This is a genomic window from Streptomyces sp. NPDC005728 (genome assembly GCF_040630895.1).
Taxonomy (GTDB): Bacteria; Actinomycetota; Actinomycetes; order Streptomycetales; family Streptomycetaceae; genus Streptomyces.
The window spans coordinates 69,406-95,881 of record NZ_JBEXYL010000022.1 but is presented as its reverse complement, the minus strand read 5'-3'; the positions used below and the strand labels follow the sequence as shown (position 1 = coordinate 95,881).

Here is a 26,476-nt window from a genome sequence, read left to right as displayed (position 1 = left end):
TCGTGCCCCGACCGGGGCGGAGGTGTGTCCGCCCCGATCCAGCACCACGCCCCCGACAACGCCCCCGGAGCAGCCCGTGACCGCGTCCTCGTCCTCGTTCGACCTTCTGCCCGGTGCCGCCGAGTCGCCCGTGCTGCTGCATGTGCCGCACGCCGCGCGGGCGATACCGGGGGACGTGCGCCAGGGGATCCTGCTGGACGACGCGGCGCTCGGAGCGGAGCTGGACCACATCACCGACGCGCACACCGACCGGATCGCCGAGCGGGCGGCCGGGCTGGCCGGACTCACCCCCTGGCGGTTCGTCAACCGGCTGTCGCGGCTGGTCGTGGATCCGGAGCGGTTTCCGGACGAGCGGGAGGAGATGCTCGCCGCGGGCATGGGAGCCGTGTACACGCGGACCACGCACCGGGACGGGCTGCGGCCCGCGGACACCGACCCGGAGCCGCTCGTCGAGCGGTACTTCCGGCCGTACGCGCGGGCGATGACCGAGGCGGTGGCCGGGCGGCTCGCCGCGACCGGTCGGGCCGTCGTGATCGATGTGCACTCCTATCCGAGCGAGCCGCTGCCGTACGAGCTGCACGGGGAGGGGCCGCGACCGCCCGTGTGTCTCGGCACGGACGCCTTCCACACGCCGCCGGGGCTGAGGGAGGCCGCGCGGGCGGCGTTCGCGGGGTGCGGGGAGACAGGGCTGGACAGTCCGTTCAGCGGGACCTATGTGCCGCTGGAGTACTACGGGCGGGACCGGCGGGTGAGCGCACTGATGGTGGAGATCCGGCGGGACACGTACATGGCCGAGCCCGGCGGTCCGGCCGGTCCGGGCCTCGACCGCCTCGCCACCGCCCTGGCCGCCCTCGCGGACGCCGTCTAGGGCCCGTCCGGCAGGCCCGCGCCCTCCGGCCGGAGCACTCCCGCAGGACAGCGGGGGGCGCGTCGGAGGGTTGGGTCATGACCGACGACACCACCACACTCACCGGCCGGGCCCCGCCGCCCGTGCGGGACCGGCCGCTGCTCGACCAGGACGGTACGGACTTCGACCCGGTCCTCGCCGGCCTGATGCGCGAGGGCCCGCCGACCCGGATCCGGCTGCCGTTCGGCGAGGGGTGGGCGTGGCTGGGGCAACGGCCCGCACCACTGCACGGGCGCCGTCCTCGCCCGGCTGCAGACCGAGCTGCTGGCGGACCCGCTGCTGGACCGGCTGCCCGGGCTGCGCCTCGCGGTGCCGCCCGGGCAGGTGCGCCGCGGACGAAGATCCACAGGCCGCGGACGCTGCCCGTCACCTGGTGGCCCGGGTCAGGCCCGCAGCCACTCCGTGACGATCACCTGGCCGCCGGTCCGCAGCCGCAGGGCGAACGGGCCGGCGGGCGGCTCCTCGCTGGTGAAACGGCCCAGCGTGTCGACGGTGACGGGCCGGGTCGTCTGCGGGCCGCCCAGCACCTCGATGCGCGCCGACTGCGGCGGCAGCACCTGTCCGATCAGCCCCTCCCCGGTGACCTCGACGTCGACGGTCAGCTCGCCCGCGCGGAAGGTCAGCATCCGCGGCGCGTCCGGCACTCCCCTGACCGGCAGCGCGTCCACCAGCGAGTCGAAGGTCAGCTCGGCGATCCGGGCGTCCAGGTCGTGCAACGCATAGGCGTCCAGCGCCAGTTGGCGCAGTCCGGCGGGGACGGGGTCCAGGACGGCGGCCGCCTGGCGCAGCTCCTCCTCCAGCAGGTCGCCGTCGAACTCCGTGTCGTCGAAGTCCTCTTCGGGAAATCCGTTCCCGTTCACGTCGCTCATGCCGCCCCCCGTGCGTCCAACCGGGCCCGCAGCCGGCGCAGACAGCGCTGGCGCAGGGGTCCGATGCTGCCGACCGCTATGCCGAGCGCGGACGACACCTCCAGATAGCTGGGCGGCGGCGAGGCCATCAGCACGCGCAGCAACTGCCTGCACCGCTCGCCCAGTCCCTCGAACTCCTGCCACAGCCGGCGGACCCGCTCGGCCTGGTCGGCCTCCTCCTCGGCGTCGATCACCGACTGCTCCGGCGTCCGCTCCTCGCTGGCCCGGTCCAGTACCTGCGGGTCGTCCGTCAGCGTCAGCCGGGTCAGCCCCCGGAGCACCTTCAGGCACTCGTGCCGGGCCGTGCTGGCCAGCCAGGCGCCCGCCTTGTCGGGCTCCCGCAGCCGGCCCAGGTGCTGGGCGAAGCGGAACCACACGGTCTGGTAGACCTCGTGTCCGTCGGCGTCCGAGAGCCGGTGTGCGCGCACGACCGACCACACCAGCGGACTCATCCCTTCCACCAGTGCCTTCCAGGCCGCGGCGTCGCCGTCGACGGCAGACCGGACCAGTGCGCCGACCTCTGTTCGGTCCACGGCTCCACCCCTCGTGTACGGCACGTCATCGTACGCCGCGGAGTGGAGGGTTCCGGCCCTCATACGGGCTGAGCCGGGATCACGACGGAAACCGGGCGCCAGGTGGGCGGCCGGAGCGCAGGGACCCGGTCCCCGCGCACCTCGGCGGATTCCGTGACGGAGCCCAGCAGTTGTGCGCGGGCCACCCGCGGGTCGCACTCCTTGTGCGCCGTCATGTGGGCGGCGACGAGCCCGGCGACGGCCGGGGTGGCGAACGAGGTGCCGCTCCAGTGCGCAAGTCCGTCGAACATCACCTGGTCGGGCTTGGCCGCGGTGCTCTCGCGCGCCTCGCTCAGCACGCCCGTGTGGCGGGGGTACCGGCAGGTGCAGGCGTAGGTGGAGCCGAACCGGCAGGTGTCGTAGGTGGAGTGCTGGTAGACGTACGGCACGGGCGTGTCGAAGCCGGTGAGGGCACTGGTCAGCCGCTCGCCGGGGGCGTAGACGTGCACCCAGGGGCCGTGGTTGCTGAAGCAGGCGGCGGACTCGCCGTCCCCCCGCAGCGCGCCGACCGACAACACGCTGTCCGCGTACTCCGGCAGGGACGCGTAGGCGGCCGGCCAGAACGGGGTGTCGCTGCCGTTGTTGCCCGCCGCGGCCACCAACAGCGTCCGCTGCTCGCGGAGTTCGCGCATGAACGCCTCCAGTCCGATCAGGCCTTCGCCCGAGCCGGTGGAGGTGCCCGCGGAGAGGCTGATGATGTCGGGCCAGCCGGCCTGGTCCACCGCTTCGAAGAGCTTCGCGCCGAACTCCGACTCCAGCATGGCGCCCACGTCGTTGAGCGTGCCGCGCACGGTGACGTCGGTGTTGGGCGCGACGGACGCCACGATCCCGGCGATGAACGTGCCGTGGCCCACGTACTGGCGGAGCACTCCGTCGGAACCGGTCTCGGTCACCTGCGGGTCGCCGACGGTGTGGGCGAGCAGCGGGTAGGAGCGGTAGTCGTGCGTCAGGCCGGTGTCGATGACGAGGACGCCGACGGCCGTGTCCGGGTCGTGGAGGCCCTCCTGCGCCGCCGGGTTGGCCGGCTCGCTGCGCGGCGCGGGTACGGGCTCGTCGCCGGGGCACGCGTTGACCGGGGCGATGTGGACCACGTGGTTGCGCCTGACCAGCCGGCGGCCCCGGCGTCCCTCCGCCTCCCGCAGGGCCCGCAGGGCGTGCGGGACGACGTCGTCTCCCTGAGCGGGGTCGCCGACCCGGATGCGGGTGACGCCGGTGCGGTTGGTCTCCGGGCCCGCCCGGCGTACATGGTCGGGGACCAGGCCCTGGGTGTCGGTGAAGTGGGTGCGCACGGCGTCCTCGACCGCGAGGGCCTCCTCCCCGTCACGGGCGAGGACGACGCCCTTTTCGTACAGGAAGTGGGCGTCGTCGTCCGGCCCCATGGCCAGGGGGATGTCGGGCATCGAGCGCTGGAAGTGGTCGAACTGCTCGTGGAATCGCTGTGGTGCCATGGGTGTGTCCTCCCCCTGAGACGGTGTCCGACAGTCAGAGTCGCCCGACGACCGATTGATACAGCCCGCGCGTACGCCCGGTACAGGCCGAGGAGACCACGGAGAACCCGTGTGATGAGTTTGCGCAGGCCACTACCATACGAGGGGTGACAGCGCGAAGCGAGTCGGTCCTCGAGCTGCTGCCGATGGTGTTCGCCGATCCCGGCGAGGCCCGGGCACGCGCGGATCAGGTACTGCACACCGATCCGTCGCCGCTGCACGCCAGCGTCGCCCACCAGGTACTGGGCATCTGGCAGCGGGACTTCGGCGATCTGCGGATCGCCCTGCGGCATCTGCGCCGGGCCCGGGACCTCGCCGCGCGCGCCGAGTCGGCCGAGCGGGAGGCCGACGTGCTCGCGACGCTGGGGGTCGCACTGGTGCACGCGGGGCGCACGCGGCAGGGGCTCGCGTCGTTCGAGCACGGTGTCGCCCGGGGCAGCGGACACACCAGGGCACGGGTGCTGTACCGACGGGCCTATGTGTGGTGGGTGCTGGGACATCACCGGGAGGCGCTGGAGGACGTCCGGCGGGCGCTTCCGGTGCTGCGGCAGGCCTGTGACGGCATCTGGACCGCGCGGGCGCTGACCCTGCGGGCCACGGTGCATCTGGCGCTGGGCGCGGTGGACCGGGCGGTCGCGGACTTCACGGCGGCGGAGCGGCTGTGGGAGACCACCGGCCAGGAGCACGACAAGGCGGACGCGGTGGAGAGCCGGGGCCTGGCCGCGTTCCGGTCCGGGGACATCCCGGCGGCGCTGCGGCTGCTGGACGAGGCCGAGGAGCGGTACGGCAAGCTCGGCACGCCCACGTTCATGCTGTCGATCCGGCGCTGCGAGGTGCTGATGGCGGCGGGGCTCGCCCCGGAGGCGCTCGCGGAGGCGGACGCGGCGATCGCGCTGCTGGACCGGATGGGTGGGCAGTCCACCCGCAAGGCGGAGCTGCTGCTGGCAGGCGCGCGGGCCGCCCGTTCGGCCGGGGACCCGGACACCGCCATCGCGCGCGCCGCCGTCGCCGTACGGCTGTTCGCGGGGCAGCGGCGCAGCTGGTGGGAGGCGCACGCCCGGCTGGTGCTGATCGAGGCCCGGGCGGCGGCCGGGCGCAGGTCGGGGCGGCTGGTCGCGGACGCGGCGGCGGTCGCCGAGCGGCTGGCCGCCTTCGGCTCGCCCGCGGCGCCCGAGGCCTCGCTGCTGGCCGGCCGGATCGCGCTCGCGCTCGGCCGGACGGCGGAGGCGGAGCGGCACCTGGCGGTCGCCGCGCGCAGCCGGCACGCCGGGCCGCCGCCGGCCCGCATGACGGGCTGGGCGGCGCAGGCGCTGCGGGCCCGGGCGGCCGGTTCCGGGCGCGGCGTGCTGGAGGCGTGCCGGCGCGGCCTGGACGTCCTGGACGACCACCGGATGACGCTCGGCGCCTCCGAGCTGCGGGCCCGCGCCACCGCGCAGGGCGCCGAACTGGCCGCGCTCGCCCAGGAGGTGAGCCTCGCGCGCGGGGGCCCGCGGCGGCTGCTGGAGTGGAGCGAGCGCTGGCGGGCGACCGTGCTGTCCGCGCCGCCCGCCCGGCCGCCCGCCGACCCGGCCCTGCTGGGCAGCCTCACCGCCTACCGGGAGATAGCGGCCCGCGCGACGGAGGCACGCCGGGAGGGCCGCCCGGTCCCGGCCCTGGAACGCGAACAGCGGCGGCTGGAGCGGGAGATCCGCTCCCGCACCCACCACATACGCGGCGATGCGCCGGGCGACGGCGACCGCTTCGACGCCGGCCGCCTGCTGGACCGGCTCGGCCGGTCGCTGCTGGTCGAACTCGCCGTGGTGGACGGGCGGGTGCACGTCCTGCTGTGCGGGCAGGGCCGGGTACGGCGGTTCGCGGGCGGGGCGCTGGCGGAGGCGGTGGCCGAGGCCGAGCATGTGCAGGCCGGGCTGCGGCGGCTCGCCCATCCGGGAGGCGAGGCGCGGCTGCCGCTGGTGGAGGCGGCGGGCCGTCGCCTCCAGGAACTGCTGCTGGGCGGTGCCGCCGCGCACCTCGGGTCCGGGCCGGTGGTGATCGTGCCACCGGGGGCGCTGCACCGGGTGCCGTGGGCGCTGCTGCCGGCGCTGCGGGATCGGGTGCTCAGCGTGTCGCCGTCGGCGGGCAGCTGGCTGCGGGCCCGGGAGACCGAGCCGCCGCCCGGCGGCCGGCACGTCCTCGTGCGCGGGCCCGGCCTCGCCACGGGCGGCGCAGAGGTCCCCGAACTGGCGGACCGGTACGGCACGGCGACGGTCCTGGAGGGCGAGGCGGCACAGGTCCCCCGAGTGCTGGAGGAACTCGACGGCGCGGCCCTCGCGCACCTGGCCGCGCACGGCACGTTCCGTGCGGACAGCCCGCTGTTCTCCGCGCTGGGGATGGCCGACGGCCCGCTGATCGTGCACGACTTCGAGCGCCTGGCCCGCAGCCCGTACCGGATCATCCTCTCCAGCTGCGACACCGCCCGCCTCGCCTCGGTCGGTGCCGACGAACTCCTCGGCCTGGTCACCGCGTTGCTCCCGCTGGGCACGGCCGGGGTGGTGGCGAGCAGTGCGCCGGTCAACGACGCCGCCGTGGTGCCGCTGATGCTCGCCCTGCACAAGGGCCTCGACGCGGGCCTCGGTCTGGCCGAGGCCCTGCGCGACGCCCGCGCCGCCCAGCCCGGGGACCCGGTCCACCAGGCGACGGGCTGGGCGTTCGCGGCGTTCGGGGCGGCGTGAGGGGGTGACCGGCTACGCCGGCTCGGCCAGGTCGCTCAGCCACGGCAGAGCACCACGGTCGCTCGCACCCAGCCGGGTGTAGGCGCTGTACAGATGGTTGCCGACGGTCCGCACGGACAGTGTCAGGCGCTCGGCGATCTGCCGGTTGCTCAGGCCCGCGGCCGCGAGGGTGACGATCTGCCGTTGCCGAGCGGTGAGTTCGCCGAGGACCAGCCCGGAAAGGGCGGGAGTGCGGGCGCCCTGGCAGCGGCGGGCCAGCGCGACCGCGCGGGTCCGGGAGAGGCGGGCGGCGCGCGGGTCGCGGTGGGCGCGTACGGCCTGGGCGTGTGCCTCGGCCGCGAACAGCACGAAGCCGCGCCCCTCCAGCGCCTCGGCGACCCGGTCCAGGGCGGGCCCGTCGCCCCGGGCGAGCGCCTCGGCGTGCCGGGCGAACACACCGTCGGCCGGCAGCAGTCCGGCGGCCCGGTCGGGCGCACCGAGGCGTACGGCGTCGTAGCGCGCGAACACGTCGTCCCCGGTGATCGCGGCCAGGGCGCCCGGGAGGTCGCCACGGGCCGCCGCGGCCCACCGGCCCGCTCCCGTCGTCTCACCCAACTGGCCTTCGGCTAAGCCGAGTTCATCTGTGCAGTGTGCGTCGTCCGGTGCCGCACGCAGGCCCTCGCGTGCCCATGCCGCCGCCTCGCGCAGGTCTCCGCGCAGCCGGGCGTACCGGGCGCGTACGGCCGCGTACCCGGCGGGGACGGGCAGCCCCTCGGACAGCAGCCAGTCCCCGACCGGGGTGGGCACGGCCCGCACGTCCTGCTGCTCCAGCCCGTGCTCCAGGGCTGCCTGTTCGGCCTCCAGGGCCGGTCCGCACCGGTCCGGTGTGCGGGCCAGCCGGCGGGCCCGCAACCGGCCGGCGGTGGCGCGCAGCGCCGGGCCGTGCAGGGGGTGGTCCAGGGTGACGGAACCGCGGTCGTCGACGTGGATCAGGCCGTCGGCCTCCAGCTGTTCGAGGACGTCCAGGTCGAGGTCGCCCAGGTCGAGCGGCAGGGGCTCGGCGAAGGCGAGGCGGTCGAGTGTCTCGCGTTCGCCGGGTCCCGGCCGTTCCAGGACGGGGACCAGGCGGTCGCGGACGGTCGCGGTGACCGGGACCGGGCCGCGCCACGCCCATTCGTCGCCGCCCGGGACACGGGTCAGGGCGCCGGTCCGGCGCAGCGCCCCCAGCAGGTCCCGCAGCAGCCGCAGATCGCCCCGGCACGTCCGGTGCAGCCGGTCCGCGGTGAGCGGCTCCAGACGGGCCACGGCGAGCAGTTGAGCGGTGTCCTCGCGGGGCAGCGGCTCCAGCGCCAGGCGGGGCAGCAGCTCCCCCGTCCACAGCCGGGACACCGCTCCCGGCGTCGCAGGTGCGCCGTCCGTGGCGGTCACGGCCAGTCGGGTGCGTCCGTGCGCGGCGAGCTGGTGGACGAGGGCGGCGGAGGCCGGGTCGAGCAGCTGGGCGTCCTCCACGACGAGGAGCCGTACGCCGGACAGGAGGTGGACCGCGTGGTGCAGCGAGACGGTGTCGGGCAGCAGGTGTGCGAAGGCGGCGAAGCGCAGTCCGCGGGTCTCGGGCGTCCCGGTCACCCGGGCGCAGTCCGTGCCCCGGACCGCCTCCGTGATCAGCCGGGTCTTGCCGCAGCCCGCCGGTCCGGTCACCGCGATGCCGGGCCGCCCGGCCGCGAGCGACCTGCGCGCCGCCTCCAGTTCGTCCTCCCGTCCGGTGAACGGCCAGGGCAGTTCCAGGGTGTTGGCTTCCTGCTCGTAAGTCGTCACACAAACTGGAGTCCGCCTACTCAGGTTTGATACAGGGCGACTTGAGTAGCTCCCGACTCAGGCGTCAGGCGCCCGCAGGCGCCAGTCTGGCGATCCAGGCCACTGTCCGGCACCGGGGGAGCGGTCGGGGGACGTCACCTTCGGGGGAGGGAGACGTCCCTCGGCCATGCCGTGGTGTCAATGGCAGCCGGCGGTTCTGGGCGAGGAGGGCTCGGCGGGTACCGGGCCCCAGTCGAACGGCGGGTCCGGGATCTCGCGGCGCAGCACGGGCGCGACCTCGCCCTGGAACCGCTCCAGCGACTCCCGGTGCCGGGTGTCGGTCAGTCCGCCCGCCTCCGCGTGCACGTGCAGCACCGTGTGTCCGAGTCGGTCGTGGTAGCGGTGGACCTTGTCGATGACCTGCTGAGGGCTGCCGATCAGCGCCGAGCTGCGCTCCACGAAGTCCTCCAGCGTCTCGAAGACGACGGGCAGCCCTGCCTTCTTCTGGAACGCCAGGTTGCTCTCGAAGACCGGCCGGTAGACGTCCAGCGCCTCCTGCGAGGTGCGGGCCACGTACAGGCCCGCCGAGCCCGCACCGACCGCGATGTCCGCGGGGTCGTGGCCGTAGTGCTCCCAGCGCTCCCGATAGTGGCGGACCAGTTCGGCGTACGGCTCGATCGGGTTGGTGACGTTGGCCGAGAACAGCGGGTCGCCGTAGCGGGCGGCGAGGTCCACGCTCTCCTTGCTGGTCGCGCTGCCGTGCCAGACCCGGACGGGCTGCTGGTACGGCCGCGGCCACACCTCGGCGTCCGTCAGCGGCGGACGGAAGCGGGTGTCGGCGGTGACCCTGTCCTGCCGCCAGATCCGCCGGAACACCTCGTAGCTCTCGGCGTTGCGGTCCCACTGGTCCTCGGGCGTGACGTGGAACAGCTCACGCTGGGCGGCGCCATTGCCCTTGCCGATGATCAGGTCCAGCCGCCCGCCCGAGAGATGGTCCAGCGTCGCGTAGTCCTCGTAGGCGCGGACCGGGTCGAGCAGGCTCAGCGTGGTGACGGCGGTGAAGAGCCGGATGCGCCGGGTGAGCGCGGCGATGTGGCTGAGCAGCACCGTGGGCGAGGAGGAGATGAACGGCCGCTCGTGCCGCTCCCCCACGCCGAATCCGTCGAAGCCCAGTTCCTCCGCCAGTAACGCGTTGTCGAGGACCCCGCGGAAACGGTCGTGCGTCGGCTTCTGTATGCCGGTGACCGGGTCCGGTCGGTGCACGATCAGGGTGATGGCGAGGAACTTCACGAGGCGGCCCGCTCGGCCGGGGAGCCGGCGTCGGGATGGGCGAGGCCCAGGTGGTCGCGCAGGGTGGTGCCCTCGTACTCGGTGCGGAAGACGCCCTGTTGCTGGAGCAGCGGGACGACCTTGTCGGCGAAGCCGTCGAGGCCGCCGGGGGTGATGTGCGGGACGAGGATGAACCCGTCGGAGGCGTCGGCCTGCACGAACTCGTTGATGGTCCGGGCGACGGTGGCCGGGGAGCCGACGAAGGTCTGCCGGTTGCCGGTGTTGATGACCAGGTCGCGGATGGACCAGCCGTTGGCGGCGGCCAGCTCCCGCCACTCGCGGGCGATGGCGATCGGGTCGCGGTACATCCGCACCTGGGCGCGCCCGCGGGAGATGTGCTCCTCGCCGACCAGCGGGTCGACGTCGGGCAGCGGGCCCTCCGGGTCGTACGCCGACAGGTCGCGGTTCCAGACGAACTCCAGGTGCTTGAGGGCGGTGGCCCCGCTGACCTGCTGCCGGCGCACCTCGCGGGCGAGTTCGGCGGCCTCCTCGTCGGTGTCGCCGAGGACGAAGGTCGCGGCGGGCAGGATGAGCAGCTGGTCGGGCCGGCGGCCGTACTGGGCGAGGCGTGCCTTGACGTCCGTGTAGAAGGCCTGGCCCTCCTTCAGGGTGGAGTACCGGCTGAAGATCGCGTCCGCGCTCGACGCGGCGAACTCGCGGCCCTCCTCGGAGTCGCCGGCCTGGAAGATCACCGGACGGCCCTGCGGGGAGCGCGGGACGTTGAAGCGGCCGTGGATGTCGAAGTGCTGCCCCTGGTGCACGAAGGCGCCGGCCTTGGCGTCGCCGAGGAAGGTGCCGGTGGCCTGGTCGGCGAGGATCTCGTCGCCGCGCCAGGAGTCGAACAGTTCGTGCGCCGTGGCGAGGAACTCCTTGGCCCGGGAGTAGCGCTCCTCCTGCGGCAGGAAGCCACCGCGGCGGAAGTTCTCGCCGGTGAAGGCGTCCCAGGAGGTGACCACGTTCCAGGCGGAGCGGCCGCCGGAGAGGTGGTCGAGGCTGGCGAACTGGCGGGCCACCTCGTAGGGCTCGTTGAAGGTGGAGTTGATGGTGCCGGTCAGGCCCAGCCGGTCGGTGACCGCGGCCAGCGCAGCCAGCACGGTGAAGGTGTCGGGGCGGCCGACGACGTCCAGGTCGTATATTTTCCCGCCCTGTTCGCGCAGCCGCAGCCCCTCGGCGAGGAACAGGAAGTCGAACTTGGCGCGTTCGGCGGTGCGGGCGAAGTGCGCGAAGGAGCTGAACTCGATGTGGCTGCCGGCGGCCGGGTCGCTCCACACGGTGGTGTTGTTGACGCCGGGGAAGTGGGCGGCCAGGTGGATCTGCTTCAGCGGCTTGCTCATGATCGTGCGTTCCTCCAGCTCAGGCGTCGGCTGTGGCGTAGCGGTTGGCGGGGCGGGCGAGACCGAGCAGGCCGCGCAGGGTGCCGGACTCGTAGGCGTGCCGGAACAGGCCCCGGCGCTGCAGTTCGGGCACGAGTTGCCGGGTGATCCGGGGCAGATCGTGGCCGAGTACGGCGGGTCGCAGCCGGAAACCGGTGAGGCCGCTCTCCCTGAACTCCTCCAGCAGGTCGGCGAGTTGCGCGGGCGTGCCGGCGAAGATCCGGGCGTCGCTGGTGTACGGCTCCCCCGCGAGGGCGTCGAGGCGTTCGCGGCGGGCCGCGGCCTCGGCCGGGTCGTCGTCGAGGAGGACGACGAGGTCGCCGAAGACGTGCAGGGTCTGGTCGGCGCGGCCGGCCGCGGCCTGTTCGGCGCGTATCTCGGCGACGATCGCGCGGGCCTGATCGGTGTCGTGCGGGGTGACGTAGCCGATGTCGGCCTGGCGGGCGACGAGCCGGTAGGGCACGGTGTCGTGGGCCAGTGCGGTGACTACCGGCTGTCCCTGGGGCGGACGGGGCGTGATCGAGGGGCCCTTGACGTTGAAGTGGCGGCCCTCGAAGTCGATGTAGTGCAGCTTGTCCCGGTCGACGAAGCGGCCCGTGGCCGCGTCCCGGATCTCCGCATCGTCCTCCCAGCTGTCCCAGAGCCGGCGTACAGCCTCCACGTGGTCGGCCGCCTCGACGAACAGCTCGGTGACCAGCTCCTGGGCTGAGGGGCTGTCGTAGGCGTCGATCAGGGGGATCGTGCGGCGGCCGAAGTGGGCGGCCTCGTTCGGCCGGGCGGTGATCTGCACGCGCAGTCCGGCACGGCCGGCGCTCACGTAGTCGAGGGTGGCGATCGCCTTGGAGATGTGGAACGGCTCGGTGTGGGTGGCCACCACCGTCGGCACCACTCCTATGTGCCGGGTCAGCGGGGCGACGCGGGAGGCGATGAGCACGGCGTCCAGGCGGCCGCGGACCTGGTCGGTACGGTCGTCCGGTTCGAGGAAGCGGGAGGACTGCGGGCCGAGGCCGTCCTCGATGGTCACGAAGTCGAGCAGGCCGCGCTCGGCCTCGGCGACCAGGTCGGCCCAGTAGCCGGCGGTGAGCAGGTCCCGGGGCCGGGCCACCGGCTCGCGCCAGGAGGCCGGGTGCCAGCCGGTGCCGTCCAGGGCGACGGCAAGGTGCAGGGAAGGGGAGGGAGTTGACGACACGTGGGTGCCTTCCTGGATGTCCGTACTGGATGTGCGTACGAGAACACCGGCTCGCGACGACGGGGTTTCGGCGACGGGCGAGCGCGGCAGGGGGAAACCCGGGCCCTGCTACGACAGGAAGCCTCGAGTCCGGGGAGAAGTCAGCGGCGACAGAGTGCGCCGGCCACGCGCTGGAGGTCTATGTGCGGACGGGAGTGCAGGCGGACGGAGCGGTACGGCTGCGGGACGCGCAGCGGGAGTACACGGGTCACGGCCCACACCTCCGTCCGTCGGGCGCGGCGGGCCGGGTCGGCGTCCGCCTGGCGGATCTCGTCATGAGTCAGAACGCCCGGGTGGCGCCGGATGTTCCCGGACCGCGGAGCTGTGTGACCGGGCTGCAAAGCTGTGTTCCCGGGCTGCAAAGCTGTGTTCCGGGGCTGCGGAGCCGCAGGATGCGCGAGCGTCGGCGCGGGGTGAAGCCGATCGACTCGTAGAGCCGGATCGCCGGCGTGTTGTCCGCCGCGGCGTGCAGGAACGGGGTGTCCCCGCGCTCCCTGATGCGCGCGGCGACCGCGCGGACCAGCCGGGTGGCGAGCCCCCTGCCGCGGTGTTCCGGGTCGGTGCACACGGCGCTGATCTCCGTCCAGCCGGGCGGCCGCAGCCTCTCCCCGGCCAGCGCGATCAGCCGGCCCTCGTGCCGGATGCCGAGGTAGGTGCCCATCTCGACGGTCCGCTTCAGGAACGGGCCGGGCCTGGTACGGGCGACCAGGTCGAGGATCTCCGGCACGTCGGCGGGTCCTAGCCGTACCGCCTCCGGGGCGGGCTCGGCCCGCAGCGCCGTGCCGACGAGCTGGATACCCTCCCCACCGCCGATGACCTCCCACCCGTCGGGCACCTGGTCAACGGGCTTGATCCGTACTGTCGTCCCCGGCCCGACGAGTGCGTGCAGGTCGGCCCAGGCGGCCGGGTCGGCCGGGTCGGCGAGGGCCGCGTAGGCGTAGACGCCGGGCCGGTAGCGGGCCGCGCGCCCGAACCGCTCGGCCAGGTGCGCGTGGGGGCCGTCGAGGGCGGCCCAGACGGCGTTGTCCAGGACGGAGGCAGCGGGCAGGGACAGGGCTCCGCCTCCGTGGAGGTCGGTCCGGCGGGTCACGGAGGCGGGGTCCTCTCTTCACTCACCTTGCATGGCTCACTGCCGGTGTGACGACTGATCAGGAGTCGGTCAGCGGCAGCCCGGGCGGGTTGACCTCGGACTTGGCGACGGCCTCGTTGGAGAGGTTCCAGGCGGCCAGCCACTTCGCGTACTGCCCGTTCTTGATCAGGTAGTTGATGGCGTCGGCGAGCGGCTTGGCGAGACCGCTGTCCTTCTTCGCGGTGGCGGCGATCAGGCCCTGCAGGCTCGAGCCGGCGCCTGAGTACGTGCCGGCGTTGCGGGTGGCGTTGGGCGTCTTCGCCGTCTGGGTGATGTGGTAGGCGATGGTCGGGTTGGGGCCGAAGTGGGCGTCGATCTTGCCGCTGTTGAGCGCCAGGTAGGTGCCGTTGCTGTCCGGGAAGTGCTTGATGGTGAGCTTCTTGCCCGCGCTCTGCAGCTTCTTCTGCCACTCCAGGAGGATGCGCTCCTGGTTGGTGCCCGAGCCGACCTCGACGGTCTTGCCGGCGAGGTTCTCGTAGGTGCCGTCGAAGTTCCACTTGCTGGACTTCGCCACCTCGAAGGCGAGGTTGTCCTGCCGGTACGAGGCGAACTCGTAGTTCTTCTTGCGCTCCTCGGTGTCGGTGACGTTCGAGAAGGCCACGTTCACCTTGCCGCCGTCGAGCCCGACGAAGAGGTTCTCCCAGGTGAAGTTCTTGATCTCCGGCTTCAGGCCGAGGACGGCGGCGACGAGGCGGCCGAAGTCGGGCTCGGATCCGGTGATGGACTTCTGGTCGCTGCCCACGTAGACCAGGGGCGCGGACCCGGACGGCAGGGCGCCGATGCCGATGACCAGCTTGCCGCTCTTCTTCACGGAGTCGGGCAGTTCGGCGCTGATCGCCTTCACCTCGGACACCTTGAGGGCGGTCTCCTCGGCCGCGCCGTTGGACAGCTGCCCGACGCTCACGCTCCCGGAGGCGGCATCGTCGGTCCTGGTGGCGGCGTCGCTGTCACCACCGCAGGCGGCGAGCCCGGTGGCGAGGGTGGCGACGGCGGTCGCCGCGGTGATGCCGCGTATCAGGCTGCGTCGGGGAAAGTGGGTAGACATGGCCGTTCCTTGTCGCTGAGAGGGTGATGAGAGCGGTGGCGTGGGGGGAGGTCGTGGGGAGCGGTGGGTCACAGGACCTTGCTGAGGAAGTCCCTGGTCCGCTCGTGCCGAGGCTTGTCGAGGACCTCGGAGGGCGGGCCCTGTTCGACGATCCTTCCGCCGTCGATGAAGACGACCCGGTCGGCGATCTCGCGGGCGAAGCCGATCTCGTGGGTGACGATGACGAGGGTGGTGCCGGTGGACGCCAGGTCCTTGATGACGGCGAGGACCTCACCGACGAGTTCGGGGTCGAGGGCGGAGGTGGGTTCGTCGAAGAGGATGACGCCGGGGCGCAGAGCGAGGGCGCGGGCGATGGCGACGCGCTGCTGCTGGCCGCCGGACAGCTGCCGCGGGTAGGCGTCCGACTTGTCGGCGAGGCCGACCCGGCCGAGGAGTGCGCGGGCGAGTTCCTGCGCCTCGGGCTTGCCGAGCTTGCCGATGGCGGCCGGGGCGGCGGCCACGTTGTCCAGGACCGTCAGGTGCGGGAACAGGTTGAAGTTCTGGAAGACGAACCCGATCCGGCTGCGCTGGGCCAGGATGGCGCGCTCGCTCAGCTCCTTCAGCCTCCCCCTGCCCTCGGCCGGGGGGACTTCCGCCTCCCTTCGGTCGCCCTGCCGCTTCACGCCGATCAGTTCGCCGTTGACGCTGACGTAGCCGATCTCCGGCTTCTCCAGGTGGTTGATGACCCGCAGCAGCGTGGACTTACCGGAGCCGGACGGGCCCAGGACGACGGTCACCTCGCCCGGACGCACGGTCAGGTCGATGCCGTTCAGCACCCGGTGGGTGCCGTACCACTTGTGCACGTCGTGCACCTCGACGGTGGCGGCCTCGACGTCCGCCGACGGCTCGAGTGTCTTCGCGGTCATACGGCGGCCTCCCTGCGGATGCGGGCTCGCAGGTCGGTGAGACCTGTACGGAGCTGCTGCAACGGCGTCGGCGGCAGGTTGCGGCTTGCGCCCCGGGCGTAGTACCGCTCGACGTAGAACTGGATGACGGAGACGACGCTCGTCAGGATCAGGTACCAGACGGTGACGACCAGCAGCAGCGGCACGATGTCGCCGGGGTAGGTGGCGCCCATGGTCTGCGCGGTGCCGAACAGGTCGAGGAGCGAGACGTAGAAGACCAGCGACGTGCTCTTGACCAGGCCGATCAGCTGGTTGACGTAGTTCGGGGTGATCGAGCGCAGCGCCTGCGGGAAGACGATCTTCGTGAACTGGTAGCTCTTCGGCAGGCCGAGGGCGGCCGCCGCCTCGTGCTGGCCCTGGTCGACGGAGAGGATGCCGCCCCGGACGACCTCGGCCGCGTAGGCCGCCTCGTTGAGGCTGAGGCCGATGACGGCGATGACCATGTCGGTGGCGAGTTTCGACTCGTCGAAGGAGAAGAAGGCCGGCCCGAAGGGGACGCCGACGCTCAACGTCTTGTACAGGGCACTGAAGTTGTAGAGGAAGAGCAGCACCACGATCAGCGGGACGGAGCGCAGCGCCCACACGTAGGTCCAGCTGACCGCACGCAGGACCGGGGACCTCGAGAGCCGGGCCAGCGCGAGGAGGACGCCGCCGAGCAGGCCCAGCACCGCGCTGTACGCGGTCACTTCGAGGGTGATGAACAGGCCGTCGAGGATCGTCGGCCGCAGGAACCAGTACCCGAAGCGGTCCCACTGGTAGAAGGGGTTGGTCGTCAGGCCGTGGACGAACTGGGCCACGAGGACCAGGACGACGGCGGTGGCGATCCAGCGTCCGGGTCGCCTGAGCGGCAGAACTCGCTGCGCAGCGAGGGTTTTTGACGGGGCGTCGGCGGGCGGTGCCTCGGCGAGGGACACTGCGGTGCCTGGGGGTTCACTCATGGTGGGCTCCGGCGGAGTCGGACACCCCAGGGCCACGGCAGCCGTGCGCTACGGCGGCATGCTCAGCGCACGGGTGTGCGGGGGCACCGGGGGCGGGGAGGGCAACGGCACACCGCGCGGGCGGTGTTCGTCAGGGAGTGCGGGGCTGCGGGGAGGTGTCAGCCCCGACAGCGGGCGCGGCCCGGTGCGGTACACAGTGCGCTGTTCACGCGGAGCAGATCGACGGCGCGGTTGGCGACCAGCAGGTTCGCGGACGAGCGTACGCAGCCCTGAGGGCGGCGGGCGGCCGTCCTGGGAGCTGCGTACATGGCGTCACCTGTCACTGTTCCGGCCCCGCGGGGCCCTCGCGCTTACCGAAAACGTCGTCCGGTCCGGTCGTCACCTGGGGCACCCCACCGTGAGGGGAGGGTTGCCGGTCAGCGAGCCAGGGCTTGGCGCTGACGCTCATGACCGTTCTGATCGGTAAGTAAGTCAGCCGGCCGTTCGATTGTCAACGAGTGTCCGAGGGTTGGACCTTGCTCGGCCCGCTCTCACCTGCGCGAAGTGTCCGTGGCGTCCGCGGCGTGGCTCGTCCAGTCCAGGATCTGGACCGCGGCTCCGGCGGCCTCCAGGCCCTGGCAGCGGCCGTGGTGGCGTCGGGCGATGCCGTCGAGGTCGAGGTGGGCACCGAAGGCGGGGTGGGCGGCCAGCCGGCGGGCGTGGGCCCACAGCGACGGGTGGCCGGCGATGCGGTGCACGGCGGAGGCGTCGAGGTGGCAGCGGTGCACGGTGTCCAGCTGCACCAGGGTCACCCACAACTCGATGTCGGCGGCGGTGAGCCTGTCGTCGAGGAGGTACCGCTCGCCCTGCAGGTACCGCTCCAGCCTGCCCAGCGTGTCCAGCAGCACGTCGAGGGCCGCCGTCCGCTCGGCGGGGTCGGCGCCGGCCCGTCCGGCGCGCTGCGCGGCCTCCTCGATGCCCTCGGCACAGAGTCGTTCGACGGCCTCGATCTGACTCTCCGTCCCGCACGGATACAGGGAGGCACGGCCGTCCTTCGGGAAGCGGTCCAGGTCCCGCAGGATGTCGGGGGCATGGGTGCTGACGATGCGTCCGGACCAGTCGTCGCTGAGCACCGGCGCGAGGGCCGGCCCGGTGTAGTGGTGCGCGCTCGCCTCGTACAGCGGACGCAGGGCCGAGTGGCCGTCACCGGGACCGTCCGGGAGGGCGGGCAGGAAGGTGACCGGACAGCTGCCGTCGAGGCCCAGGAGGCTGTACCCGACGGCGAGGCGCAGCCCGTCGGGACAGGCCGTGGACAGATGCAGCCGGTAGCGGTGCGGCACGGCGTAGTGGCCGCTGCGCGCGTCCCGGCCGATCCGGCCCCGGAAGGCGGGCGCGGTGCGGTGGGCGGACGGGACGGCGGCGAGCGGAGTGGTGGACATGCGTCTCCCCTGGTGCGGGCGCGCACGGACGTACGCGCGGCAGATGGGTCGTCGGTCGGTGGGTGCGGGACGTGCTCGGCTCGGCGCAAGGGCGGCCCGGCCGGGCCCGGAAGGCCGGACTCAGCCCCGAGGGCTGATCGCGCTGCAGACGCGGAGCAGGTCGATGTGAAGGCGTGAGGTGAGCAGAGGTGCACGCAGCGGCGTACGGCCCGCTCGGCCGACGACCGTCCTGAGGCGCACCATGTTTCCCTACCCGTTCACTAGGATTCCCTCCCTGGAGTGTCGATCCGGCGTCGTGCGACGTCAAGAGGGTGTCCACGCCTGGGACTCCGGGCGGGCGACAGACGGGCGACGAGCGGGTTCGGGGGTCTCCTCAAAATCAGCGATATGTGACATAGTACTGCCGTGGCGAAGCTACTGACCTGCGATGTCGTGGTCGTCGGAGCCGGCATGGCGGGCGCGGCCTGTGCCCTGTACGCCGCCCGCGCCGGCCTCGACGTGAGGGTGGTGGACCGTGGCCCGGTGGCCGGCGGCACCACCGGCGCCGGCGAGGGCAACCTGCTGGTCTCCGACAAGGAGCCGGGCCCCGAGCTGGAACTCGCCCTGCTGTCGGCCCGCCTGTGGGCGGAGCTGGCCGAGGACCTGGGGCCGTCGGTCGAGTACGAGTCCAAGGGCGGTGTGGTGGTCGCGTCGACCTCCCGTGCACTGGACGCACTGACGGAGTTCGTCGCCGGCCAGCGCACCGCCGGCGTCACGGCCGAACCCGTCGGCCCGGACGAACTCGGCGAGCTGGAACCGCACTTGGCCCCCGGCATGGCGGGCGGTGTCCGCTATCCGCAGGACGCGCAGGTCATGCCCGCGCTGGCCGCCGCCCATCTGGTCCGCGTCTCCGGCGCCCGTCTGCACACGGGCCGGGCCGTGACCGGGGTGCTGCGCACGCCCCACGGCGCGGTGCTCGGCGTCCGCACCGGCCAGGGGGACATCCACGCGCCGGCGGTGGTGAACGCGGCCGGCACCTGGGGCGGTGACCTCGCCGCACTGGCGGGCGTACGCCTCCCGGTCCTCCCCCGGCGCGGCTTCGTCCTGGTCACCGAGCCGTTGCCGTGCATGGTCCGGCACAAGGTGTACGCCGCGGACTACGTGGCCGACGTGGCGAGCGACTCGGCCGCGCTCAGAACCTCGCCGGTGGTCGAGGGCACGGCCGCCGGGCCGGTCCTGATCGGGGCGACCCGTGAACGGGTCGGCTTCGACCGCTCGTTGTCGCTGCCGGCGGTCCGGGCGCTGGCGGCCGGGGCGATCGGGCTGTTCCCCTTCCTGGAGCGGGTGCGCGCGCTGCGGACGTACGCGGGTTTCCGGCCGTATCTGCCGGACCACCTCCCGGCGATCGGCCCCGATCCCCGGGTGCCCGGGCTGTATCACGCCTGCGGCCACGAGGGAGCGGGCATCGGACTGGCCACCGGCACCGGGCAGTTGATCGCCCAGGCACTGACCGGCAGGGCCGCGGACCTGGATCTCGCGCCCTTTCGCCCGGAGCGGTTCGAAACGCCTGCGGGGCCCGAAGCGATCGGAGGCAACACCCCATGAATCCACTGGAGTTGGCCGGAGCCCGGCCGGGTGCCGCGTTCACCGTCACCTTCGACGGACGGCCCGTCGGGGCGCTGCCCGGCCAGACCGTCGCGGCCGCGCTGTGGGCGGCCGGGGTGACCTCCTGGCGCAGTACGCGCGAGGCCGGCCGCCCGCGCGGGGTGTTCTGCGGGATCGGGGTGTGCTTCGACTGCCTGGTGACCGTCAACGGACGCCCGAACCAGCGGGCCTGCCTGGTCCCCGTACGGCCGGGCGATGTGATCCGCACACAGGAGGGGACGGGCCGGGACGATGACTGAGCGACCGCATCTCGCCGTCGTCGGGGCGGGTCCGGCGGGACTCGCCGGGGCGCTGGCGGCGGCCGCGCGCGGCGTGCGCGTGACCCTCCTCGACGCGGCCGAGCAGGCGGGCGGGCAGTTCTACCGGCAGCCCGCCGCCGCCCTCGGCGCCCGCCGCCCCCAGACCCTGCACCACCAGTGGCGCGCCTGGGTACGGCTACGGGACGGGCTCGACCGGCACGTCACCGCCGGACGGATCACGCATCTGACGGATCACCATGTCTGGTGCGTGGACGCCGGCTCGGGGTCGTTCGCGGTGCACGCGCTGCACGGCCCTCTGCAGGAGGAGGGCGTCACCGTCCGCGCCGACGCCGTGCTGCTCGCCACGGGCGGCTACGAGCGGGTGCTGCCCTTCCCTGGCTGGACACTCCCCGGTGTCGTCACCGCGGGCGGCGCCCAGGCCATGCTCAAGGGCGGCCTGGTGCTGCCGGGCCGCAGGGCCGTCGTCGCCGGCACCGGACCCCTGCTGCTGCCCGTGGCCACCGGACTCGCGGCGGCGGGCGCCCAGGTGGCCGCGCTGGTCGAGTCCGCCGGGTCCGGGGCCCTGCTGCGACACGCGCCGGCGCTCGCCGCGCACCCCGGGAAGCTGGCCGAAGGCGCCTGGTACGCGGGCCTGTTGCTGCGCCGGGGCGTCCGCACCCTGCCCCGGCACACCGTCGTGGAGGCACACGGCTCCGACCGGTTGGAGGCGGTCACCGTCGTCGCGCTCGACCGGAACGGGCGGCCCAGGCCCGCCGGCGCCCGCCGCATCCCCTGCGACACCCTCGCTGTGGGGCACGGCATGCTGCCGCACACCGACCTCGCCGAGACCCTCGGCTGCACCCTCTCGGGGACGGACGTCCGGGTCGACGGCGAGCAGCGCACCGATGTGCCGGGCGTCTGGGCGGCCGGCGAGACCACCGGCATCGGCGGTGCGGCTCTCGCGCTCGCCGAGGGGCACATCGCCGGCCGCTCGGTCGCCGCCCGGCTGCACGGCACCGCACCCGACCCGCGCAGATGGGCCGCGGCCGCCCGGACCCGCACCCGACTGCGGGAGTTCTACGCGGTACTCGACGCGGTGTACACCCCGCCGGCCGACTGGGCCGGCCGGATCACGGACGACACGGTGGTGTGCCGCTGCGAGGAGGTGAGCGCCGGCCAGGTCCGTACGGCCGTCGACACGCTCGGGGCCGGGGACCTGCGCACCGTGAAGCTGCTCACCCGGGCCGGGATGGGCTGGTGCCAGGGCCGGATGTGCGGGCCCGCGGTGGCCGGGCTGGCCGGATGCCCCTTCACCCCCGGGCGTCGGCCGTTCGCCCGGCCGGTGCCGCTCGGAGTGCTCGCGGCACTGCCCGAACAGAAGCCCGAATGACCGGCCAGGAGCCCGGCTGACCCGTGCCGAAGGCGCGCACCACACCTCTGGCTGCTCAGTAACATGTCACACGCTATTGGATTGGGGACCGCTCATGACCCTCCCGGAGAACCGCCCCTGGCACGGTGTCCTCGTCGCCACCGCACTCCCCCTGCGCGACGACCTCTCCGTCGACCACGACCGCTATGCCGAGCACTGCGCCTGGCTGGTGGCGAACGGCTGCGACGGCGTCGTACCCAACGGCTCCCTCGGCGAGTACCAGGTACTCACGCCCGAGGAGCGTGCCCGGGTGGTGGAGACGGCCGTGGCCGCGATCGGCGGCGCGCGCGTCATGCCGGGCGTCGCCGCGTACGGCTCGGCGGAGGCCCGGCGCTGGGCCGAACAGGCGGGCGAGGCGGGGTGCAAAGCCCTGATGCTGCTGCCGCCCAACGCCTACCGCGCCGACGAACGGTCCGTGCTCGCCCACTTCGCGGAGGTCGCCAGGGCGGGCGTGCCGGTGGTGGCGTACAACAACCCGGTCGACACCAAGGTGGACCTCGTACCCGAACTCCTCGCCCGGCTGCACGGCGAGGGCCACATCCACGGTGTCAAGGAGTTCTCCGGCGATGTGCGCCGCGCCTACCGGATCGCCGAACTCGCCCCGGAGCTGGACCTGCTGATCGGCGCCGACGACGTCCTGCTGGAGCTGGCCGTGGCCGGCGCCAAGGGCTGGGTGGCCGGCTACCCCAACGCGCTCCCCCGGGCCTCGGCCGAGTTGTACCGTGCCGCCGTGGCCGGGGACCTCACCACCGCGCTTCCCCTGTACCAGCAGCTGCACCCGCTGCTGCGCTGGGACTCGAAGACGGAGTTCGTGCAGGCCATCAAGCTGTCCATGGACGTGGTCGGCCGGTACGGCGGCCCCGTGCGCCCGCCGCGCGTCCCGCTGCTGCCCGAGCAGGAGGCCGCGGTCCGCGCGGCCACCGAGAAGGCCGTGGCCGCGGGCCTCGCGTAACGGACGCCGGACCGCGCAACGGACCACCGAGCAACGGACCACGGAAAGGGGACCGCAGATGCGCAGCAAGCTCGTCCTGCACGCCGTCGACTCGCACACCGAGGGCATGCCGACCCGGGTGATCACCGGCGGGATCGGCACCGTACCCGGTGCGACGATGAACGAGCGGCGGCTGTACTTCCGTGAACACCGCGACCACGTCAAGCAGTTGCTGATGAACGAGCCGCGCGGGCACTCCGCGATGAGCGGCGCGGTCCTCCAGCCGCCCAGCCGCCCCGACTGCGACTGGGGGGTGATCTACATCGAGGTCTCGGGCTATCTGCCGATGTGCGGGCACGGCACGATCGGCGTGGCGACCGTGCTCGTCGAGACCGGCATGGTGGAGGTCGTGGAACCGGTGACCACCGTCCGCCTGGACACGCCGGCGGGGGTCGTGGTCGCCGAGGTCGCGGTCGAGGACGGTGCCGCCACGAACGTCACGTTGCACAATGTGCCCTCCTTCAGTGCCGGACTGGACCGCACGGCGGTGCTCGCCGACGGGCGGACGGTGACGTACGACCTCGCCTACGGCGGCAACTTCTACGCCATCCTGCCGCTGGACGAGTTCGGCCTGCCCTTCGACCGTGCCCGCAAGGACGACATCCTCGCCGCCGGGCTGTCGCTGATGGAGGCGATCAACGCCGAGGAGGAGCCGGTCCACCCGGAGGACCCGTCCATCCGCGGGTGCCACCACGTCCACCTGTACGCGCCCGGCGCCACCGCACGCCACTCCCGGCACGCGATGGCCATCCACCCCGGCTGGTTCGACCGCTCGCCCTGCGGGACGGGTACGAGCGCGCGCATGGCGCAACTGCACGCGCGGGGCGAACTCCCCTTGCACACCGAGTTCGTGAACGAGTCCTTCATCGGTACGCGGTTCACCGGGCGGCTGCTGGGCACGACCGAGGTCGCCGGAATCCCCGCCGTCCTGCCGAGCTTCACCGGCCGCGCCTGGATCACCGGCACGGCCCAGTACCTGCTCGATCCGACCGATCCGTTCCCCGAGGGCTTCGTCCTCTAGACTCCGATTAGACTTCGATGATGCGTGACATGGCACAGAAACCGCAGCAGGCGAACGCACCCGCGCTCCCCCGGCTCGGCGGACGGCGGAGCAGCTACCGCGAGCGGGTCGCCGACGCGCTGCGGGCCGCGCTGATCGCGGGCGAGCTGCTGCCGGGCGAGGTCTACTCGGCGCCGTCGCTCGCGGCCCGCTTCGGCGTCTCGGCGACGCCGGTGCGGGAGGCGATGCTGGACCTGGCCAAGGAGGGCCTGGTCGACACCGTGCCCAACAAGGGCTTCAGGGTCACCGCCGTCTCCGACCGGCAACTGGACGAGTACACCAACATCCGTGCGCTCATCGAGATCCCCACGGTGACGGACCTGGCCCGCACGGCGGACCGGGTCTCCCTGGAGGCGCTGCGGCCGGCGGCCCGGGAGATCGTCACCGCGGCGGTGGCCGGCGACCTGATCGCCTACGTCGAGGCCGACACCCGCTTCCATCTGGGCCTGCTCGCGCTGGCCGGCAACGCGCACCTGGTGGAGGTGGTCGCGGACCTGCGCAAGCGCTCTCGCCTCTACGGACTGACCGCCCTGGTCGAGGCGGGCCGTCTGCTGGCCTCGGCCGAGGAGCATCTGGACCTCCTGGACGCGCTGCTGGAGCGCGACGAGAAGGCGGTGCAGGAGATCATGACCCGGCATCTGGGACATGTGCGCGGTCTCTGGGCGGCCCGGGACTGACCAGGCGTCCCGACGGCTGCGGAGCTCAGCCGGGAGGGTCGGGAAGGTCGTCGAGGAAGGTCGTCGTCGGCACGTGGAACAGGCACCCGGTGACGGCGGTCGAGTAGTCGAGGATGCGGTCGTGCGGGGCCTTCCCGTCGCCGAGGAACATGTTCCTCAGCATGTGTTCGGTGACGTCCGGCGTGCGCGCGTAGCCGATGAAGTACGTGCCGAACTCGCCCGCTCCCAGGGTGCCGAACGGCATGTTCTCGCGTACGATCTTGCGCTCGTCGCCGTCCTCGTCGGTGACGGTGTTGAGCGCCACGTGGGAGTCGGCGGGTTTGACGTCGTCAGGAAGTTCGACGTTGGCGAGCTTCGTCCGCCCGATGACCTTCTCCTGTTCCTCCGTCGGCAGGGCGTCCCAGGCCGTCAGGTCGTGCAGGTACTTCTGCACCACCACATAGCTGCCCCCGCGGAAGCCGGGGTCCTCGTCCCCGATGAACACCGCGTCGTCCGCGCGTCGTTCCCCGGGGTTCTCGCTGCCGTCGACGAACCCGAGCAGGTCGCGCTCGTCGAAGTACTGGAAGGCATGCACCTCGTCCGCCACCGTGGCCGCGCCGCCCAGCCGCCGCGTGACCAGCCGGGCCAGTTCGAAGCACAGGTCCATGCGGCGGGCCCGCACATGGAAGAGGAGGTCTCCCGGGGTGGCCGGGGCCCGGTGGCGTTCACCGTTCAGTTCCACGAACGGGTGCAGGGCCCGCGGGCGCGGTCCGCCGAAGAGACGGTCCCAGGCCGCGGAGCCGATGCCGACGACACAGGTGAGCCGGTCGTCGGGTGCGCGGAAGGCGACCGAGCGGCACAGCCCGGAGAAGTCCTCCAGCAGGTCGCGGACGGTCTCCTCGCCACCGGGAGCGACGGTGACCACGAGGAACACGGTGGCTCGGGCGGGTTCGACGATCACGGCCTGCGACTGGGGCACGACCCGGCCTCCTCATGAGATGCGGCAACCTCCGCCACGCGGGGGACCGTCCGTCCCTGTGCCCATCCTGCTGTGTCCGGAGCGAAACCGCGCGAGGACGTCAGCCGCTGACGAACTGCGCGACGAGGCTGATGGCGGTGGCGAGGATGCCGGTGCCGAAGACGTACGACAGCAGGGTGTGCCGCAGCACGATCGAGCGGAGGGCCGTACTGGACACGTTCGTGTCGGAGACCTGGTAGGTCATACCGAGGTTGTAGCTGAAGTAGAAGAAGTCGCGGTACGCCGGCGGCTGGTCGGAATTGAAGTCGATGCCGCCCCCGGAGGCGTAGTAGACGTAGGCGTAGCGGGTGGCGTACATCAGGTGCAGGGCGGCCCAGGCCATGAACACCCCGAACAGGGCGGTCGCGGCGCCGATGTGGCCCGTGTCGGACCTGCCGATCAGGAGCAGCAGCACGATGGCGAGCAGTCCGCAGGCAGCGACCGCCACGACCACCAGTTCCTCGAGGAGGGGCCGCAGGTCCTCACGCCGCACGTTGCGGTGGGTGGCCGCGGCGTCCATGGGCCACAGCACGAGCCAGCCCGCCAGCACGAAGGCCAGTTGCGTCGCGGCGATCCCGGCCAGCGCTCCCAGCGGCGGCCGGGTCGTCAGCCCGACGCTCGTGCCGACCACGGCTCCGAGGGCGACCGCTCCGGCCAGACGGGGCACGGCGTCCAGCGGCAACCAGGTGCTCATGCGCCACCAGGGTAGTTCCGTCACCGTCTCCCGTCCCGCCGGAACGCGCCGCCGGACGGGCCCTAGGGGCGGACGTAGGGCCGGGTCATGATCTCCATGTTGTGGCCGTCCGGGTCGTCGAAGTAGGCGCCTCGACCGCCGAACAGACGATTGATCCGGCCGGGTTCGGTGTGGCCGGGGTCGGCGTAGTAGGTGACCCCGACCGCCTCCAGCCGGGCGATCATGGCGTCGAACTGCTCGTCGGGCACGAGGAAGGCGTAGTGCTGCGACTGGATCGGCTCGTCGCGCTTCTCGTAGTAGTCGAGCGTCACGCCGTTGCCGAGGTCGACGGGCAGGAAGGGCCCGAACGGGGCGCCGACCTTCAGGCCCAGGATCGCGGCGACGAACTCGGCGGACAGGTGCCGGTCGCTGGCGTAGACGGCGGTGTGGTTCAGGTGGACGGCGGCCGTCGGCGGCTCGGATTCGTGCGGGTACTGCTGGTCATAGGACATGAGTGAGGTGTCTCCGGGTCTTGGGATCCGCTGGGACGGGGCGCCGCTACGGGGCGCCGGGAGGAAAGACGCGGAGAAGAGGGCGGGCCTCTTGCCCTCCCCCACTCTCGGCTTCGCTCGAGCGGGGGGACCCCCACCGGGCTCACGCCGAGGCCGGGACCCTCACTCGTGCATGGCCCAAGGCCGACCCGGCAGTCACCCGACCGATTTTAGTGATCACCACGGGCCGGGGCAACGCCGTTCCCGGAGGACCCGGCAGCTGATCGGGCCAAAGAGCGAACTCGCCACGAACGCGATCCGCTACGGCCGACAGCCCATCAGGCACACCAAGAATGATCAAGAGGCCGTGCCGGATCACTCCGACACGGCCTCCGACCTGTGACTTCACCAGTCGGGACGACAGGATTTGAACCTGCGACCCCTTGACCCCCAGTCAAGTGCGCTACCAAGCTGCGCCACGTCCCGGTGCGGTCTCACGCGGGGCATTCCGCG

Annotated in this window: 25 protein-coding genes, 1 tRNA gene, 1 pseudogene and 1 riboswitch; of the genes and pseudogenes, 9 read left to right on the top strand and 18 right to left on the bottom strand. The window is 72.9% G+C overall.

What is annotated here, in order from left to right; translation table 11 throughout:
* The first annotated feature begins 76 nt into the window (after nucleotides 1-76).
* Nucleotides 77-868: an N-formylglutamate amidohydrolase gene (locus ABZ471_RS17515; protein WP_359067362.1), complete on the top strand. Its 792-nt coding sequence runs from the start codon at nucleotides 77-79 to the stop codon at nucleotides 866-868.
* 77 nt (nucleotides 869-945) lie between these two features.
* Nucleotides 946-1,113, top strand: a pseudogene (locus ABZ471_RS17510) (cytochrome P450); the annotation flags it as partial.
* A gap of 177 nt (nucleotides 1,114-1,290) precedes the next feature.
* On the opposite strand, the gene ABZ471_RS17505 reads toward ABZ471_RS17510, so the two are convergent.
* From ABZ471_RS17505 to ABZ471_RS17495, 3 genes are read right to left on the bottom strand one after another with little or no spacing between them, the layout of a single operon-like run.
* The gene (locus ABZ471_RS17505) at nucleotides 1,291-1,776 is read right to left on the bottom strand and encodes a hypothetical protein (protein WP_359067360.1); all 486 of its coding nucleotides are present in this window, start codon (nucleotides 1,774-1,776) and stop codon (nucleotides 1,291-1,293) included.
* Nucleotides 1,773-2,411 (bottom strand): sigma-70 family RNA polymerase sigma factor, encoded by a 639-nt coding sequence (locus tag ABZ471_RS17500; protein WP_359067358.1) that lies wholly within the window; start codon nucleotides 2,409-2,411, stop codon nucleotides 1,773-1,775. The genes ABZ471_RS17505 and ABZ471_RS17500 overlap by 4 nt, the downstream gene beginning before the upstream one ends.
* Complete coding sequence (locus ABZ471_RS17495) at nucleotides 2,408-3,835, bottom strand: S8/S53 family peptidase (RefSeq protein WP_359067355.1); 1,428 nt, start codon at nucleotides 3,833-3,835, stop codon at nucleotides 2,408-2,410. Before ABZ471_RS17495 ends, ABZ471_RS17500 begins: the two co-directional genes overlap by 4 nt.
* A 185-nt stretch (nucleotides 3,836-4,020) precedes the next feature.
* Between ABZ471_RS17495 and ABZ471_RS17490 the strand changes: the two genes are divergently transcribed.
* Entirely contained in the window at nucleotides 4,021-6,585 is a 2,565-nt protein-coding gene (locus ABZ471_RS17490; protein ID WP_359067399.1) for a CHAT domain-containing protein, read from the top strand.
* A gap of 12 nt (nucleotides 6,586-6,597) precedes the next feature.
* Here the strand turns inward: ABZ471_RS17490 and ABZ471_RS17485 are convergent, their stop codons facing one another.
* The 11 genes from ABZ471_RS17485 to ABZ471_RS17435 all read right to left on the bottom strand — a co-directional run bounded on the left by ABZ471_RS17485 (nucleotide 6,598) and on the right by ABZ471_RS17435 (nucleotide 18,005).
* On the bottom strand, nucleotides 6,598-8,379 hold the full coding sequence (locus ABZ471_RS17485; RefSeq protein ID WP_359067353.1) for a LuxR C-terminal-related transcriptional regulator: 1,782 nt from the start codon (nucleotides 8,377-8,379) through the stop codon (nucleotides 6,598-6,600).
* A gap of 177 nt (nucleotides 8,380-8,556) precedes the next feature.
* A complete protein-coding gene (locus ABZ471_RS17480; RefSeq protein ID WP_359067350.1) occupies nucleotides 8,557-9,648 on the bottom strand; it encodes an LLM class flavin-dependent oxidoreductase in 1,092 nt (363 codons plus the stop codon).
* The gene (locus ABZ471_RS17475) at nucleotides 9,645-11,021 is read right to left on the bottom strand and encodes an NtaA/DmoA family FMN-dependent monooxygenase (RefSeq protein ID WP_359067348.1); all 1,377 of its coding nucleotides are present in this window, start codon (nucleotides 11,019-11,021) and stop codon (nucleotides 9,645-9,647) included. The genes ABZ471_RS17480 and ABZ471_RS17475 overlap by 4 nt, the downstream gene beginning before the upstream one ends.
* A 19-nt stretch (nucleotides 11,022-11,040) precedes the next feature.
* Complete coding sequence (locus ABZ471_RS17470) at nucleotides 11,041-12,249, bottom strand: LLM class flavin-dependent oxidoreductase (protein ID WP_359067346.1); 1,209 nt, start codon at nucleotides 12,247-12,249, stop codon at nucleotides 11,041-11,043.
* Nucleotides 12,250-12,389: 140 nt separating this feature from the next.
* Entirely contained in the window at nucleotides 12,390-12,500 is a 111-nt protein-coding gene (locus ABZ471_RS17465; protein ID WP_359067344.1) for a putative leader peptide, read from the bottom strand.
* 68 nt (nucleotides 12,501-12,568) lie between these two features.
* Entirely contained in the window at nucleotides 12,569-13,378 is an 810-nt protein-coding gene (locus tag ABZ471_RS17460; protein ID WP_359067342.1) for a GNAT family N-acetyltransferase, read from the bottom strand.
* A gap of 58 nt (nucleotides 13,379-13,436) precedes the next feature.
* Nucleotides 13,437-14,462 (bottom strand): transporter substrate-binding domain-containing protein, encoded by a 1,026-nt coding sequence (locus tag ABZ471_RS17455; RefSeq protein WP_359067340.1) that lies wholly within the window; start codon nucleotides 14,460-14,462, stop codon nucleotides 13,437-13,439.
* Nucleotides 14,463-14,530: 68 nt separating this feature from the next.
* Complete coding sequence (locus ABZ471_RS17450; RefSeq protein WP_359067338.1) at nucleotides 14,531-15,367, bottom strand: amino acid ABC transporter ATP-binding protein; 837 nt, start codon at nucleotides 15,365-15,367, stop codon at nucleotides 14,531-14,533.
* Nucleotides 15,364-16,344 (bottom strand): amino acid ABC transporter permease, encoded by a 981-nt coding sequence (locus ABZ471_RS17445; RefSeq protein WP_359067336.1) that lies wholly within the window; start codon nucleotides 16,342-16,344, stop codon nucleotides 15,364-15,366. Before ABZ471_RS17445 ends, ABZ471_RS17450 begins: the two co-directional genes overlap by 4 nt.
* A gap of 341 nt (nucleotides 16,345-16,685) precedes the next feature.
* Nucleotides 16,686-16,796, bottom strand: a riboswitch (SAM riboswitch).
* 78 nt (nucleotides 16,797-16,874) lie between these two features.
* The gene (locus tag ABZ471_RS17440; protein ID WP_359067334.1) at nucleotides 16,875-17,762 is read right to left on the bottom strand and encodes a glutathione S-transferase C-terminal domain-containing protein; all 888 of its coding nucleotides are present in this window, start codon (nucleotides 17,760-17,762) and stop codon (nucleotides 16,875-16,877) included.
* Between the two features lie 120 nt (nucleotides 17,763-17,882).
* Nucleotides 17,883-18,005 carry a putative leader peptide gene (locus ABZ471_RS17435; protein WP_359067331.1) on the bottom strand — a complete coding sequence of 41 codons (123 nt, stop codon included), beginning with the start codon at nucleotides 18,003-18,005 and terminating at the stop codon, nucleotides 17,883-17,885.
* A gap of 162 nt (nucleotides 18,006-18,167) precedes the next feature.
* On the opposite strand from ABZ471_RS17435, the gene ABZ471_RS17430 reads away from it, so the two are divergent.
* From ABZ471_RS17430 to ABZ471_RS17405, 6 genes are all read left to right on the top strand, one after another.
* The gene (locus ABZ471_RS17430) at nucleotides 18,168-19,346 is read left to right on the top strand and encodes an FAD-binding oxidoreductase (RefSeq protein ID WP_359067329.1); all 1,179 of its coding nucleotides are present in this window, start codon (nucleotides 18,168-18,170) and stop codon (nucleotides 19,344-19,346) included.
* Entirely contained in the window at nucleotides 19,343-19,645 is a 303-nt protein-coding gene (locus ABZ471_RS17425) for a (2Fe-2S)-binding protein (RefSeq protein WP_359067327.1), read from the top strand. Before ABZ471_RS17430 ends, ABZ471_RS17425 begins: the two co-directional genes overlap by 4 nt.
* The gene (locus ABZ471_RS17420; RefSeq protein ID WP_359067325.1) at nucleotides 19,638-21,035 is read left to right on the top strand and encodes an NAD(P)/FAD-dependent oxidoreductase; all 1,398 of its coding nucleotides are present in this window, start codon (nucleotides 19,638-19,640) and stop codon (nucleotides 21,033-21,035) included. The genes ABZ471_RS17425 and ABZ471_RS17420 overlap by 8 nt, the downstream gene beginning before the upstream one ends.
* Before the next feature lie 94 nt (nucleotides 21,036-21,129).
* Entirely contained in the window at nucleotides 21,130-22,026 is an 897-nt protein-coding gene (locus tag ABZ471_RS17415) for a dihydrodipicolinate synthase family protein (protein ID WP_359067323.1), read from the top strand.
* A gap of 58 nt (nucleotides 22,027-22,084) precedes the next feature.
* A complete protein-coding gene (locus ABZ471_RS17410) occupies nucleotides 22,085-23,086 on the top strand; it encodes a proline racemase family protein (RefSeq protein WP_359067321.1) in 1,002 nt (333 codons plus the stop codon).
* Nucleotides 23,087-23,115: 29 nt separating this feature from the next.
* Entirely contained in the window at nucleotides 23,116-23,802 is a 687-nt protein-coding gene (locus tag ABZ471_RS17405) for a GntR family transcriptional regulator (RefSeq protein WP_359067319.1), read from the top strand.
* Nucleotides 23,803-23,827: 25 nt separating this feature from the next.
* Here ABZ471_RS17405 and ABZ471_RS17400 read toward each other — a convergent pair whose 3' ends face one another.
* From ABZ471_RS17400 to ABZ471_RS17385, 4 genes are all read right to left on the bottom strand, one after another.
* The gene (locus ABZ471_RS17400) at nucleotides 23,828-24,760 is read right to left on the bottom strand and encodes a Dyp-type peroxidase (RefSeq protein ID WP_359067317.1); all 933 of its coding nucleotides are present in this window, start codon (nucleotides 24,758-24,760) and stop codon (nucleotides 23,828-23,830) included.
* Nucleotides 24,761-24,860: 100 nt separating this feature from the next.
* Nucleotides 24,861-25,493, bottom strand: coding sequence for a DUF1345 domain-containing protein (locus tag ABZ471_RS17395; protein ID WP_359067315.1), 633 nt, complete (start codon nucleotides 25,491-25,493; stop codon nucleotides 24,861-24,863).
* Between the two features lie 62 nt (nucleotides 25,494-25,555).
* Nucleotides 25,556-25,984: a VOC family protein gene (locus ABZ471_RS17390; protein ID WP_359067313.1), complete on the bottom strand. Its 429-nt coding sequence runs from the start codon at nucleotides 25,982-25,984 to the stop codon at nucleotides 25,556-25,558.
* Nucleotides 25,985-26,375: 391 nt separating this feature from the next.
* A tRNA-Pro gene (locus tag ABZ471_RS17385) sits at nucleotides 26,376-26,449 on the bottom strand.
* Nucleotides 26,450-26,476: the final 27 nt, after the last annotated feature.

Excerpts from the sequence above, each read along its gene's own strand:
- ABZ471_RS17505 (WP_359067360.1), bottom strand. The coding sequence starts at position 1,776 with ATGAGCGACGTGAACGGGAACGGATTTCCCGAAGAGGACTTCGACGAC.
- ABZ471_RS17500 (WP_359067358.1), bottom strand. The coding sequence starts at position 2,411 with ATGAGGGCCGGAACCCTCCACTCCGCGGCGTACGATGACGTGCCGTAC.
- ABZ471_RS17495 (WP_359067355.1), bottom strand. The coding sequence starts at position 3,835 with ATGGCACCACAGCGATTCCACGAGCAGTTCGACCACTTCCAGCGCTCG.
- ABZ471_RS17490 (WP_359067399.1), top strand. The coding sequence starts at position 4,021 with ATGGTGTTCGCCGATCCCGGCGAGGCCCGGGCACGCGCGGATCAGGTA.
- ABZ471_RS17475 (WP_359067348.1), bottom strand. The coding sequence starts at position 11,021 with ATGAGCAAGCCGCTGAAGCAGATCCACCTGGCCGCCCACTTCCCCGGC.
- ABZ471_RS17455 (WP_359067340.1), bottom strand. The coding sequence starts at position 14,462 with ATGTCTACCCACTTTCCCCGACGCAGCCTGATACGCGGCATCACCGCG.
- ABZ471_RS17450 (WP_359067338.1), bottom strand. The coding sequence starts at position 15,367 with ATGACCGCGAAGACACTCGAGCCGTCGGCGGACGTCGAGGCCGCCACC.
- ABZ471_RS17445 (WP_359067336.1), bottom strand. The coding sequence starts at position 16,344 with ATGAGTGAACCCCCAGGCACCGCAGTGTCCCTCGCCGAGGCACCGCCC.
- ABZ471_RS17440 (WP_359067334.1), bottom strand. The coding sequence starts at position 17,762 with ATGTCCACCACTCCGCTCGCCGCCGTCCCGTCCGCCCACCGCACCGCG.
- ABZ471_RS17435 (WP_359067331.1), bottom strand. The coding sequence starts at position 18,005 with ATGGTGCGCCTCAGGACGGTCGTCGGCCGAGCGGGCCGTACGCCGCTG.
- ABZ471_RS17425 (WP_359067327.1), top strand. The coding sequence starts at position 19,343 with ATGAATCCACTGGAGTTGGCCGGAGCCCGGCCGGGTGCCGCGTTCACC.
- ABZ471_RS17420 (WP_359067325.1), top strand. The coding sequence starts at position 19,638 with ATGACTGAGCGACCGCATCTCGCCGTCGTCGGGGCGGGTCCGGCGGGA.
- ABZ471_RS17415 (WP_359067323.1), top strand. The coding sequence starts at position 21,130 with ATGACCCTCCCGGAGAACCGCCCCTGGCACGGTGTCCTCGTCGCCACC.
- ABZ471_RS17410 (WP_359067321.1), top strand. The coding sequence starts at position 22,085 with ATGCGCAGCAAGCTCGTCCTGCACGCCGTCGACTCGCACACCGAGGGC.
- ABZ471_RS17405 (WP_359067319.1), top strand. The coding sequence starts at position 23,116 with ATGGCACAGAAACCGCAGCAGGCGAACGCACCCGCGCTCCCCCGGCTC.
- ABZ471_RS17395 (WP_359067315.1), bottom strand. The coding sequence starts at position 25,493 with ATGAGCACCTGGTTGCCGCTGGACGCCGTGCCCCGTCTGGCCGGAGCG.
- ABZ471_RS17390 (WP_359067313.1), bottom strand. The coding sequence starts at position 25,984 with ATGTCCTATGACCAGCAGTACCCGCACGAATCCGAGCCGCCGACGGCC.